Annotated in this window: 10 protein-coding genes and 1 pseudogene; 4 read left to right on the forward strand and 7 right to left on the reverse strand. The window is 70.7% G+C overall.

Features of this window, described 5'->3' with window-relative positions:
* The first annotated feature begins 35 nt into the window (after window positions 1–35).
* Entirely contained in the window at window positions 36–929 is an 894-nt protein-coding gene (locus tag HFP15_RS38365) for a S1 family peptidase (protein WP_312871954.1), read from the forward strand.
* On the opposite strand, the gene HFP15_RS38370 is transcribed toward HFP15_RS38365, so the two are convergent.
* Complete coding sequence (locus HFP15_RS38370) at window positions 926–3427, reverse strand: FtsK/SpoIIIE family DNA translocase (protein WP_168522831.1); 2502 nt, start codon at window positions 3425–3427, stop codon at window positions 926–928. The two genes, HFP15_RS38365 and HFP15_RS38370, sit on opposite strands and share 4 nt — an antisense overlap.
* 119 nt (window positions 3428–3546) lie before the next feature.
* Between HFP15_RS38370 and HFP15_RS38375 the strand changes: the two genes are divergently transcribed.
* Both HFP15_RS38375 and HFP15_RS38380 read left to right on the forward strand, forming a co-directional pair.
* The gene (locus HFP15_RS38375; protein WP_168522833.1) at window positions 3547–4356 is read left to right on the forward strand and encodes a lysophospholipid acyltransferase family protein; all 810 of its coding nucleotides are present in this window, start codon (window positions 3547–3549) and stop codon (window positions 4354–4356) included.
* Between the two features lie 45 nt (window positions 4357–4401).
* The gene (locus tag HFP15_RS38380) at window positions 4402–5391 is read left to right on the forward strand and encodes an EamA family transporter (protein ID WP_168522835.1); all 990 of its coding nucleotides are present in this window, start codon (window positions 4402–4404) and stop codon (window positions 5389–5391) included.
* Here HFP15_RS38380 and HFP15_RS38385 read toward each other — a convergent pair.
* The 6 genes from HFP15_RS38385 to thyX form a co-directional block, all read right to left on the reverse strand.
* A complete protein-coding gene (locus HFP15_RS38385; RefSeq protein WP_281355753.1) occupies window positions 5388–7022 on the reverse strand; it encodes a ribonuclease J in 1635 nt (544 codons plus the stop codon). The genes HFP15_RS38380 and HFP15_RS38385 overlap by 4 nt on opposite strands.
* 65 nt (window positions 7023–7087) lie before the next feature.
* A complete protein-coding gene (dapA, locus tag HFP15_RS38390) occupies window positions 7088–8101 on the reverse strand; it encodes a 4-hydroxy-tetrahydrodipicolinate synthase (RefSeq protein WP_168522838.1) in 1014 nt (337 codons plus the stop codon).
* 98 nt (window positions 8102–8199) lie between these two features.
* A complete protein-coding gene (locus tag HFP15_RS38395; protein ID WP_168522840.1) occupies window positions 8200–9675 on the reverse strand; it encodes a serine/threonine-protein kinase in 1476 nt (491 codons plus the stop codon).
* A gap of 66 nt (window positions 9676–9741) precedes the next feature.
* Window positions 9742–10983 carry an Nramp family divalent metal transporter gene (locus HFP15_RS38400; protein ID WP_168522842.1) on the reverse strand — a complete coding sequence of 414 codons (1242 nt, stop codon included), beginning with the start codon at window positions 10981–10983 and terminating at the stop codon, window positions 9742–9744.
* 122 nt (window positions 10984–11105) lie between these two features.
* On the reverse strand, window positions 11106–11504 hold the full coding sequence (locus tag HFP15_RS38405) for an ACT domain-containing protein (RefSeq protein ID WP_168522844.1): 399 nt from the start codon (window positions 11502–11504) through the stop codon (window positions 11106–11108).
* Entirely contained in the window at window positions 11501–12253 is a 753-nt protein-coding gene (gene thyX / locus HFP15_RS38410) for an FAD-dependent thymidylate synthase (protein ID WP_168522846.1), read from the reverse strand. Before thyX ends, HFP15_RS38405 begins: the two co-directional genes overlap by 4 nt.
* A gap of 124 nt (window positions 12254–12377) precedes the next feature.
* Here thyX and HFP15_RS38415 point away from each other — a divergent pair.
* Window positions 12378–12649: pseudogene (locus tag HFP15_RS38415) on the forward strand (toxin-antitoxin system HicB family antitoxin); the annotation flags it as partial.

Here is a 12649-nt window from a genome sequence, read left to right on the forward strand (position 1 = left end):
AACCATTCGGGTGACACGAGCCGTTACTCCTATCGGTGAAAAAGAGTTCTCGTGCGCGCCGGCCGCGAAGGCCCTACACGCTGGCGGTCGCCGTCCTCGTCGGGGCCGGTGCGGCCTGCGCCCATGTGACCGGCTCGGTGGACTCCGCGGCCGCGGCCCTCGGCCTGCGCAAAGCGACGCCGGTGACCACCGCCTCCGCACCGGGCACCGAGGCGCCGCCGCCCAGCACGGAGAGGGGCGGGGGAAACAACGCGCCGCCCTCGCCGAAGCCGCTGGTGCCGTTCAACGCCAAGCTCCGGTCGACGAACATCCCCGAACCCGGCGGCGGGGTGCGCGACGGCGGCTGCAGCGGAGCGCTGATCGCCCCGGACTGGGTCATCACGGCCGGGCACTGCTTCCACGATCTCGACGGCACGCGCGTCGGCGGGAAGCCCCGGTACACGATGATCGTCACGGTCGGCAAGACCAGGGACAGCGATCCCGGCGGCCGGACGGCGAAGGTCGTGGACGTGCGCCAGTCCCCCGTCAACGACCTCGCGGTGGTCAAGCTCGACACCCCGATCACCGACATCACGCCGGTGGCGCTCGCGGAGAGCGCGCCGGATCCGGGGCAGCGCCTGCAGTTCGCGGGCTGGGGTTCGACCTCGGCCACCGTCGTCACCCCGTCCGACCATCTCAAGCGGGGCGAGTTCCGCATCGCGGCGGTCAACGACTCGACCCTCGACGCGGACCCTGTCGTGCCGAGAACGGTCGAGAACAGCCCGTGCCGCGACGATTCCGGCGGGCCGTTCTTTGTCTCCGCCGACGACGTCACCGGGCAGCTGGTGGCCACCGAGGTGTCCGGCCCGCAGTGCCCGCAGCCGGGCACCGAGACGTTGGCCAGGGTCGACGTGGCCGCGTCCTGGATCCGCAAGCAGATCGAGAGCTAATCCTCGCCGTCGTCCGCGGCGGGCGCGTCCCCGCCGCGGATCATGAACAGCACGCCGTCCAGCTCGTCGGGCTTGACCAGCACGTCGCGGGCCTTCGAGCCCTCCGACGGGCCCACCACGCCACGGCTTTCCAACAGGTCCATCAGGCGCCCGGCCTTGGCGAAACCCACCCGCAGCTTGCGCTGCAGCATCGAGGTCGACCCGAACTGCGAGGTGACCACCAGCTCCGCCGCCTGCAGCAGCACGTCGAGGTCGTCGCCGATCTCCGGGTCGATCTCCTTGGCCTCGCCCGCCTTCGCCGCCGTGACCCCGTCCTGGTACTCCGGCTGCGCCTGGTCCTTGGCGAAGTTGACGATCGCGGCGATCTCGTCGTCGCCGACGAACGCGCCCTGGATGCGGATCGGTTTCCCGGCACCCATCGGCAGGTACAGACCATCGCCCATACCGATCAGCTTCTCCGCGCCCGGCTGGTCCAGGATGACCCGCGAGTCGGTCAGCGAGGACGTCGCGAACGCCAGCCGCGACGGCACGTTCGTCTTGATCAGGCCCGTCACGACGTCCACCGAGGGCCGCTGGGTGGCCAGCACCAGGTGGATACCGGCGGCCCGCGCCTTCTGCGTGATCCGCACGATCGCGTCCTCGACGTCGCGCGGCGCCGTCATCATCAGGTCGGCCAGCTCGTCGACGATCGCCATGATGTAGGGGTAGGGCCGGTACTCGCGCTCGCTGCCCGGCGGTGCGGTGATCTCCCCGGAGCGGACCTTCTTGTTGAAGTCGTCGATGTGGCGCACCCGGTTGGCCTGCATGTCCTGGTAGCGCTGCTCCATCTCCTCCACCAGCCAGGCCAGCGCCGCGGCGGCCTTCTTCGGCTGGGTGATGATGGGCGTGATCAGGTGCGGAATGCCCTCGTACGGGGTCAGTTCCACCATCTTCGGGTCGATCAGGATCATCCGGCACTCGTCCGGCGTGGCCCGTGCCAGCAGCGAGACCAGCATCGAGTTGACGAAGCTCGACTTACCGGAGCCGGTGGAACCCGCCACCAGCAGGTGCGGCATCTTCGTCAGGTTCGCGGTGACGAAATCGCCCTCGATGTCCTTGCCGAGCCCGATGACCATCGGGTGGTTGTCCTTGGCCGCCTTGGCCGAGCGCAGCACGTCGCCGAGGCGCACCATCTCGCGGTCGGAGTTGGGCACCTCGATGCCCACCGCCGACTTGCCGGGGATGGGCGCGAGCAGCCGCACGTTGTCGGTGGCCACCGCGTACGCGATGTTCTTGGTCAGCGCGGTGATCTTCTCGACCTTCACGCCGGGACCGAGTTCGACCTCGTACCGGGTCACCGTGGGGCCACGGGTGAAACCGGTGACCTGAGCGTCCACATTGAACTGTTCCAGCACGCCGGTGATCGCCTCGATCATGGCGTCGTTGGCCTTGCTGCGGGTCTTCGGCGCGTCGCCGAGCTGGAGCAGATCCGGCGACGGGAGCTGGTAGTCGCCCTCGACGGTACGGGTGACCGACATGGCGGGCGCCTGCTCGGCCTTCTTCGGCTTCTTCTCCGGCACCTCGACGGGCTTGGGCTTCGGCGGTTTCGCCGGGGTGGGTGCCTCGGCGAGGGCGGCCTCGATGTCGAGCTGTTCACCCTCGCCGCTGCTGGCCTGGCGGCGCCGCGACGGCTTGCGCAGCCGCACCGCCTTCGGGTCGGCCTCGGTGACCGCGTCGCGCTCCTCGGCGCGTGCCTGCCGCTCGGCCTCCAGCTCCTCGCGCTCCTCGGGGTCGAGCCCCCATTCGCGCAGCGTCTGCGGGATGTCGCGGATGCGCGTGCCGGTGAACACCAGCACGCCGTAGATCAGGGCCAGCACCAGCAGCGGCGCGGCGACCCACGTCGTGACGCCGCGCGCCAGCAGCCCGCCGGACAGCGCGCCCAGCTGGCCCCCCGCGTACATCCGGTCGTCGTTGCCCGCGGGCTGCCGCGAGAACAGGTGTAGCAGCCCCAGCAGCGCGAACATCACCAGCAGCGTGCCGATGACCATCCTCGGCCTGGTCTCCGGCTGCGGTTCCGACCGCATCAGCGCGACCGCGGTGACCAGCAGCACGAGCGGCAGCGTCACCGCGCCGGCCCCGAACACGGTGCGCGTGCCCAGCTCGACGTAGTGCCCGACCGGGCCCGCGGCACGCCACCACACCCCGGCGGCGATGATCAGGCCGAGCGCGATCAGGCCCAGCGCGAGCCCGTCACGGCGGTGCTCGGGCTCCAGCTCCCGGCTCCTGCCGACGGTGCGGGCCAGGCTGCCGACGCCCTTCGCGAGCAGGTTCCAGCCGCCACGCACGGTCTTGGCGAACGTGCCGCCGGAACGCCGGCGGGCGGCCGGTTTGCGCGCCGGAGCGCGTGTCGACCCCGCACGTGGCTTCGCCGCCCCGCGCGCCGGTTTGCGCGCCGGGCCCTTGCTGCCACTGCGTTTCGTCGTCGCGCTTCTCCTCGTCGTGGTCGAACCGCTCGCCATGACCTCTACGGTAACCGCCTGGACCCACGAGTCACACGTGCCACTCTCAGCGCAACGCGAACTTTTGCCACAAAGACCAGCTTGATAGGCCATCACGGTGAATCTGAGATGCTCTGCGCATGTTCGCGCTGCACGACGACGACAGCTCGCCCATCCGCCGCAGGCCACCGGCGATCTGGCGCACCATGACCGCACTGGACACCGGGCTGGTCCACCTGGTCGGGCGGTTGAAGGTCACCGGCGGGATTCCGCGTGAGCTGCGCGGAAAACCGCTGCTGATGGCGGCCAACCACATCGGCGTGTTCGACGCGCTAGTACTGATCGCCGCGTGCCAGCGGATCGGCGTCGCCCCGCGCTTCCTGCTCGCGGGCGGGCTGCTGGACGCGCCGCTGATCGGGCCGGCGCTGCGCGCGAGCGGGCATCTGCGCATCGACCGCGGCAAGGCCGGCGCGGTCGAGCAGTTCCACCAGGCCGTCGAGGCGATGCGCAGCACCCCGAACCCGATCATGGTCTACCCGGAGGGCCGGATCAGCCACGATCCCGGCCTGTGGCCCGAACGCGGCAAGACCGGTGCCGCACGGCTCGCGCTGGCGGCGGACGTGCCGGTGATCCCGGTCAGCCAGTGGGGCGCGCACGAAGCCGTCTACTGGGGTACCGAAACCGTCAGCGGCCCGGCCGATCTGGTGCCATTGGCCCGGTCCGGGCTGACCGCTCCCCTGCGCCGTCCGGTGTTCAAAGTGCACTTCGGCACACCGGTGGATCTCTCCGACGTCGAACCCGGGCGGCCCGGCGCCGGGGTGCGGGCGCACGCGAAGATCATGCGTGCCATCACCACCGGGCTGATCCCGCTGCGCGCGGGCGAAATGAACGAGCCGCGCTTTCACGATCCGACGCGCCCCACCGACACGGTCAGCCCCTGGAAGCCGTAGAAAACCGGATGCCCGACCGGATGGCCGGTCAATAGTGTCGCCGGTGTGGTGACCGAACTTCCCGTCCGAGGGACCGCTTTCGTACCGCATCGCGGCCGCGGAACCGCGCTGATCCTGCTCGCGTCCGTCTCCTTCGGCGCGTCCGGCACGATCGCGAAACCAGCGATGCTGGCGGGACTTTCGCCGGAACAGGTCGCCACGGCGCGAATAGGGCTCGCCGCGCTGGTGCTCGCCGTCGTCGTCGCGGTGTTCCGGCCCCGGCTGCTGCTCCTGCGCCGCGCCGAATGGCCGCTGCTGCTCGGCTACGGGCTGCTGGGCGTCGCCGGGGTGCAGCTGTGCTACTTCGTGTCGGTGCAGCGGCTGCCGGTCGGGATCGCGATCCTGCTGGAGTTCACCTCGCCGGTGCTGATCGCGCTGTGGACCCGGTTCGTGCGCCGCACCGTGCTGCCCCGGCGGATGTGGTTCGGTATCGCGCTCGCGATGGGCGGGCTCGCACTCGTCGCGCAGGTGTGGGACGGGCTGAGCCTCGACGCGCTCGGCCTGCTGCTGGGGCTGTGCACCGCGATGTGCTCGGCGGCCTACTTCCTCTTCGGCGAACGCGGAGCCACGACGGGCGATCCGCTGGGCATGGTGACCTGGGGCATGATCATCGGTGCGCTGGTGATGTGCGCGGTGGCGCCGCCGTGGACCTTGCCTGCCTCGGTGCTCGCCGCCCCGGCCGCCTTCGGCCCGTGGCAGCCGCCCGTGTGGATGCTGGTGATCGCGGTGGCGCTGCTGTCGACCGCGCTCGCCTACGGCCTGGGCACGGCGGCGCTACGGCACCTTCCCGCCGCCGTCGCGTCGGTGGTGGGCCTGCTCGAACCGGTCGTCGCCACGGCCACGGCCTGGGCGCTGCTCGGCGAGTCCCTGTCCTGGGCGCAGCTCGCGGGCGCGGTCGTCATGCTCGGCGGCGCGACGCTCGTGCAGCTCGGTCAGGACGACACGAGCCGCACGGCGCACGCTTGCTCGCGCCCGGCCGGAAGCGCGAGCGGTTAAACCGGGATCACGGTCGGCACGATCATGGGACGACGGCGGTAGGTCTCGGCGACCCAGCGGCCGACGACGCGCCGCACCGCCTGCGCGATGCGGTGGCTGTCGGTGATGCCCTCGGTCTCGGTCCGGGACAGCTCCATCTCCACCAGCGGCACCACCGCGTCGAGCGCCTTCGGATCGTCGGAGAAACCGCGCCCGGACACCGTCGGGACGCTCATCGCGCGCCCGGTGGTGGAGTCGACCGCGACCGTGATCGCGATGAAACCACCCTCGCCCAGGACCAGCCGGTCCGACAGGGTGGACTCACCGACGTCGCCGACCGACAGGCCGTCCACGTACACATGCCCGACCTCGACGCGCCCGGTGGTGCGGGCGCGGCCGTCGATCAGGTCGACCACCACACCGTCCTCGGCGAGGACCACGTTCTCCGGCGCCACGCCCGTGCGCACCGCCAGTTCGGCGTTGGCCCGCAGATGCCGCCACTCGCCGTGCACCGGCATCACGTTGCTCGGCCGGATCGCGTTGTAGAGGAACAGCAACTCCCCCGCCGACGCGTGCCCGGACACGTGGACCTTGGCGTTGCCCTGGTGCACGACGTTCGCGCCGAGTCGCACGAGCCCGTTGACCACGCCGAACACCGCGTTCTCGTTGCCCGGGATCAGCGAACTGGCCAGCACCACGGTGTCCCCGGCGCGGATCGAGATCTGCCGGTGCTCCCCGCGCGCCATCCGCGACAGTGCCGACAGCGGCTCGCCCTGGGAACCGGTGGACACGAACAGCACCTTGGTCTCGGGCAGGTTGACCGCATCGTCGAGGTCGATCAGCAGCCCCTGCGGGATGTTCAGCAGGCCGAGATCGGCGGCGATGCCCATGTTGCGCACCATCGAGCGGCCCACGAACGCGACCCGGCGGCCGTGCTCGACCGCGGCGTCGAGCACCTGCTGCACGCGGTGCACGTGGCTGGCGAAACACGCCACGATCACCCGCTGCGTCACCCGCCCGATCACGTCGTCGAGCACCGGGCCGATGTCGCGTTCCGGCGTCACGAACCCGGGCACCTCGGCGTTGGTCGAGTCCACGCACAGCAGATCCACGCCGTCGTCACCCAGCCGCGAGAACCCGGCGAGGTCGGTCAGCCTGCCATCCAGCGGCAGCTGGTCCAGCTTGATGTCACCGGTGTGCAGCACGACCCCGGCGCCGGTGCGGATGGCGACCGCCAGCGCGTCCGGGATGGAGTGGTTGACCGCGAAGAACTCCAGGTCGAACGCGCCGACGGTGCGGCGCTCGGACTCGGTCACCTCGATCAGCTTCGGGCGCTGCCGGTGCTCCTTGCACTTCGCCTCCAGCAGCGCGAGGGTGAACCGCGAACCGTAGACCGGAAGGTCCGGCCGCATCCGCAGCAGGAACGGCACGGCACCGATGTGGTCCTCGTGCCCGTGGGTGAGCACGAGCCCGTCGATCTCCTCCAGCCTGCTCTCGATCGCGCGGAAGTCGGGCAGGATCAGGTCCACGCCCGGCTGCGCGTCCTCGGGAAAGAGCACGCCGCAGTCGACGATGAGCAGCCGCCCGGCGTACTCGAAGACGGTCATGTTGCGGCCGACCTCGCCGATACCGCCGAGTGCGACCACACGCAGGCCGCCTTCGGCCAGCGCGGGCGGGGTGTTGGTCGGTCCGGGTCCTGCGGGTTGCGAGGAAGAACTCACCTATGAATGGTCCCTACGCTGGTGTGAGTGGTCGGCGCGACGTATGCCGCGGCCGAGTCCGCTTGCGCGACCCTGGAACTGTGCCAGTCCGTCGTCGGCGCCTCGTCGAGGGGGACCCCGGCCTGGGTGAGGTCCGCGGCGATAGCCTGGATCTGGTCCTCGGTCGCAGGCACGATCGGCAGCCGCGGCTCGCCGGCGTCGTGGCCACGCAGCCGCAGCGCCGTCTTGGCGAACACCACCCCGCCGACCCGGGACATCGCGCGGAACACCGGCAGCATCCCGCGGTGGTTGGTGCGGGCGGTGGAAGTGTCACCGTCCTCGTAGGCCTCGATCATGGCCCTGATCCGGCCCGCCACCACGTGCCCGATCACGCTGACCACACCGGCGGCGCCGACCGAGAGCCACGGCAGGTTCAGCGCGTCGTCACCCGAGTAGTAGGCCAGGTGCGTGTTCGCGATGACCTCGCTGCCCGCCAGCAGATCGCCCTTGGCGTCCTTGACCGCCAGGATGCGCGGGTGCTCGGCGAGCCTGCGCAGCGTGTCCACCTCGATGGGCACGATCGAGCGCGGCGGGATGTCGTAGAGCATCACCGGCAGGCCGGTCGCGTCGGCCACGGTGGTGAAGTGCGCCTGCAGGCCGGCCTGTGAGGGACGCGAGTAGTACGGCGTGACGAGCAGGATGCCGTGCGCGCCCGCCTTCTCGGCCTGCTGGGTCAGCTCGATGCTGTGCGCGGTGTCGTAGGTGCCGCCACCGGCCACGATCGTCGCGCGGTCGCCGACCGCCTCGACCACGGCGCGGATCAGGTCGGACTTCTCCTTGTCGCTCGTGGTCGGGCTCTCGCCGGTGGTGCCGTTGACGACGAGCCCGTCGTTGCCCAGGTCCACCAGGTGCTCGGCGACCTCCTGCGCCCGCTTCAGGTCCAGGGCGCCGTCGGCGTCGAAGGGGGTGACCATCGCGGTGAGCACGCGCCCGAACGGTCTCCCGGGCGCTGCGGTAGGTGGAGTGGACATGCTGTGACGGTACCTCACCAAATGGGCCGATATGCGCGACGACCTGCCGCTACGGAAAATCCGCTGCACGGAGTCTCCGTGGCCGGAACTTCTGCTGGCTACTTGACCTTCGTGACGACGGAACCGGTCAGCTGAGCGCCCCCGGTCCTGGTCGCGACGCAGTAGACGGTGCGGTTGGGCGCCTTGCCGGTGCCGGTGTCCTCGGTCCACTCACCCTGTGCCGGAACGAGCGCGCGGTGGCTCAGCAGCGGCCGCTGCGCCGCGCTGACGGTGTCGGAGCCGAAGCTCATCCCGCAGAAGCTCTCCCCGAACCGCTGCAGCGCCTCGGTTCCGGGGTAGCCGGCCGGCTTGGCCTCGTCGTCGGTGTAGCTGGTGTTGCCCAGCGCCTCGATCTTGTCGTAGACCTCGAGATCGTGGGGCTTGTCGCAGTCGAGGCTGTTGTCGGAGGAGATCCGGTAGCCCTGGGCGATCTGGCCGTTGTAGCAGCTGTAGGAACCGCTGGGGCTGAACGCGGCGAGCGTCCCGCCGCCAACGCCGTAGGTGACCGTGGGCAGCATGGTCTTGTCGGTTCCCGGGGCCGCCCACCACTGGCCGAGCAGGAACCCGCCGCCGAGCAGCACGACACCGAGCACCGCGGCGGCGATCGTCCATATCCCGCGGTGACCGGTTTTCGCGGGCACCGGCCCGGTCACCGGTTGCGGCCACAGCACGGTCTGCCCGCCCGGTGGGGTCGCCGGCGGGCTCGCGGTGGCCGCCGCCATGGCGAGCAGCTGATGTGCCTGTGCGGCGGAGATCCTGGCGTCGGGACTGGCGATGAGCATGCCCATGATCGCCGACGCGAGTGGCCCCTGGGTGCGCGTCAGGTACGGGACCTCGTTCATGATCGCGTGCAGGGTGGCCGCGGTGGTCGGCCGTTCGAACGCGAGAATGCCCTCCACGGCGAAGAACAGCGTGGCCCCCAGCGACCAGATGTCCGAGGCGGGCACGGCGTCGTTGCCCGCGACGCGTTCCGGCGCCATGAACGCCGGGCTGCCGACGATCATGCCGCTGGTGGTCAGCCGCGGATCGTCCACGGCCTGCGCGATGCCGAAGTCGGTGAGCTTCACGCGGCCGTTGGGCGCGACCATGATGTTGCCGGGCTTGACGTCGCGGTGCACGATCCCGGCGTCGTGCGCCGCCTGCAGCGCCGAGAGCACCTGCCGGCCGATCGACGCGGCCTGGGCGGGCGGCATCGGCCCGTTGTGGCGCACCACGTCCGCGAGCGTCGGCGCCTCCACCAGCTCCATCACGATGTAGCTGCCGCCGTCCTCGGACACCACGTCGTAGACGGTGACCACCGCCGGGTCGTTGAGCCTGCCGCCGGTGCGGACCTCGCGCATGATGCGCTCGGCGGAGACCTCGTCGCCGCCGATGCTCAGTTCCTTGATCGCGACGTGCCTGCCGATCACCCGGTCCTCGGCACGCCAGACCACGCCCATCCCGCCCCTGCCGAGCTCGGCCAGCAGGACGTAGCGCCCGCCGATCACGCGGGCCGAGGGCTGGGCGGCCCGTTCGGTGGTCTGGTCGTTGGTCACGGCGGGCCTTCCTGGGTTCGGACAGCGAGATGCTAGTCCGACCACCGCGAAGGCCCGGAAGTTCCCTCAATCCCCGGCGAACGTGAGACAGATCAGCGCGACGTTGAGCACCACGATGAGGCCCGCGACCATCGAAGCCAGCACCGTCGTGGCCCGCCGGTTGACGTCCGCGCCCATCAGCGACCGGTCGCTGGTGAGCTTGACCAGCGGGATCAACGCGAACGGGATGCCGAAGGAGAGCACCACCTGTGACACCACGAGCGCACGGGACGGGTCGGCTCCTGCGGCGAGCACCACGACGGCGGGCAGCAGCGTGACCAGCCTGCGCAGCAGCAGCGGAACCCGCTTGCGCAACAGGCCCTGCATGATCATCGCCCCGGCGTAGGCGCCCACGGACGTCGAGGCGAGCCCCGAGGCGAGCAGCCCGACCGCGAACAGCAGCGCGATCCCGGCGCCCAGCGTGCCGCTGACCGCGCTGTGCACGCCCGCGATCGAGTCCACGCCGGACATGCCCTCCAGGTTGGTCGCGGCGAGCAGGATCATCGCCAGGTTCACCGCGCCCGCGAGCAGCATCGCCAGCGCGACGTCGAACCGCGTGACCCGCAGCAGCCCGGCGAGCTTGCGGCCGCTGGCGTGGCCGTGCCGGTCACGCGCCAGGCCGGAATGCAGGTAGACGGCGTGCGGCATCACCGTGGCGCCCAGCATCGCGGCCGCCAGCAGCACGCTTTCCCCACCGGCGAAGTGCGGCACGAGACCGCCGGCCAGGCCGGATGGCGAGGGCGGTGCCACGAAGAGGCTGGCGAGGAACCCGATCGCGATGACCGCGAGCAGCCCGGTGACGACCCGCTCGAACGGGCGCTGACCGCGTTTGTCCTGTACCAGCAGCAGGCCCATCGACACGACGCCGGTGACCAGGCCACCGGCGAGCAGTGGCAGGCCGAACAGCAGGTTCAGCGCGATGGCGCCGCCGACGACCTCCGCCAGATCGGTGGCCATCGCCACGAATTCGGCCTGTGCCCAGTAGGCGAGGCGCCCGCCGCGCGGCATCCGCTCGCGCAGCGCCTCCGGCAGCGACTTCCCGGTGACCAGGCCCAGCTTGGCCGAGAGGTACTGCACGAGCCCGGCCATCAGGTTCGCCACGATCACGACCCACACCAGCAGGTAGCCGTACTGCGCACCGGCACTGACGTTGGCGGCGACGTTGCCGGGGTCGACGTAGGCGACGGCCGCGACGAACGCGGGCCCGAGCAGCACCGACCCGGCCCGCACGCGGGCGAGCCTCGGGCGCAGGGTGTCCGCTACCGCCATCGCTCCACCTCTGTCATTGACGCTGTCCTAAACCGAAGTTTAGGCGCGCCGAAGTTTGATGTACAGAGCACCGGAAGTGACTTACGCGGGAGTATTACCCGTGCGGGCGAGGGTTAACCGGCTCAGGCGGCGGCCTGGGTGACCTCGTGTCCGGCGGCGCGGAGCGCGGCCTCGGCGCGGGTCAGGTCCGACTGCTTCACGAGCACGTGATCGGTGTCGAAGGTGGACAGGGTGAACAGCGCGACCCCGGCCGCGGCGAGTTCACTGGCGAGCGCGGCGATGATGCCGGTCAGCGTGAACTCCAGCGGGCCGCGGACGGTGAGCAGCCGCCAGCCCGCCTCGACCTTCGCGTCGCCCGGCGCGAGCGCGGCCGGGCAGATCACCGACAACTCGCCGGCAGTCCGGGTCACCGACACGAAACCGTTGCCCGGGGCCAGCAAACCCTCCGGCACCGCGGCATCCGGTTCGAGCCGCGCGACGGCGTACTCGCCCTGCTGCACGTCGATCGCGAGTCGTTTCACCCTTCGAGCACCTTGGGGCTGGAGGCGACCTCGGTGCCGTCGGGCAGGGTGGAGATGGTGAAGTCCGCGAACACGTTCCCGGCCGCCTTCTGCAGCTGCCGCAGGCATTCCACGGCCAAGGCGCGGATCTCGACGTCGGCGTGCTCGGTCGCGCGCATCGCGATGAAATGCCGCCAGGCGCGGTAGTTCCCGGTGACCACGATGCGCGTCTCGGTCGCGTTGGGCAGCACGGCACGGGCGGCCTGGCGGGCCTGCTTGCGGCGCAGGGTCGCGCTCGGGGCGTCGGCGAACTTCTTCTCCAGCCCGGCGAGCAGCTCGGTGTAGGCCTCGACGCTGGCCTGCGCGGCGGCGAGGAACTTCTCGTGCAGTTCGGGATCGCTCGCGATGACGTCGGGCTCGACGAACGCGGCGTTGCGCTCGGGGACGTAGCGCTGCGAGAGCTGGGAGTAGGAGAAATGGCGGTGGCGGATCAGCTCGTGGGTCAGCGAGCGCGAGATGCCGGTGATGTAGAAGGTCACGGATCCGTGCTCCAGCACCGAAAGGTGGCCGACCTCGATGATGTGGTCGACGTAGCCGGCGTTGGTGGCCGTCTTCGGGTTCGGCTTGCTCCACGACTGGTAGCAGGCACGGCCGGCGAACTCGGCGAGCGCCTGGCCCCCGTCGGCGTCGGTGGACCACGGCACGTCCTCCGGCGGGAAGAACTCCGTCTTCGCGATCAACTGCACCTTGGGCGACACGGTTTCGGCCACGGTCGCACTCCTTCCCCTCTGACGGCTCCAGGCAGCGTAACCGGCTCCGTTCCGGCAGCCGCGCAGACACTCGCGCACCACCACGACGCTTGACTGACACCATCGATGACGTCATAGTGGTGTCATGGATTTGACGCCGTACATCACGAGCCTTCGCGAGGACCTCAGCGCGACGGCGTCCGCGGGCGACGAGCAGACGCGGCGCACCGCCGCCGTCCTGTCCGCCGCGCTGGAGCCCGCGGTGCGACTGGCGCTGATGAACGCACTGGCGGATCTCGCCGCGGAGGTCACCGCGCACCTGCCCGAACATGTCGTGGAGGTCCGGCTCGACGGCCGTGACGTCCGTGTGGTGGTCACCGGCACCACGACGAGCGAACGCTCGGCACCCCAGCCTCC

This window comes from Amycolatopsis acididurans (genome assembly GCF_012328925.1).
Taxonomy (GTDB): domain Bacteria; phylum Actinomycetota; class Actinomycetes; order Mycobacteriales; family Pseudonocardiaceae; genus Amycolatopsis_E; species Amycolatopsis_E acididurans.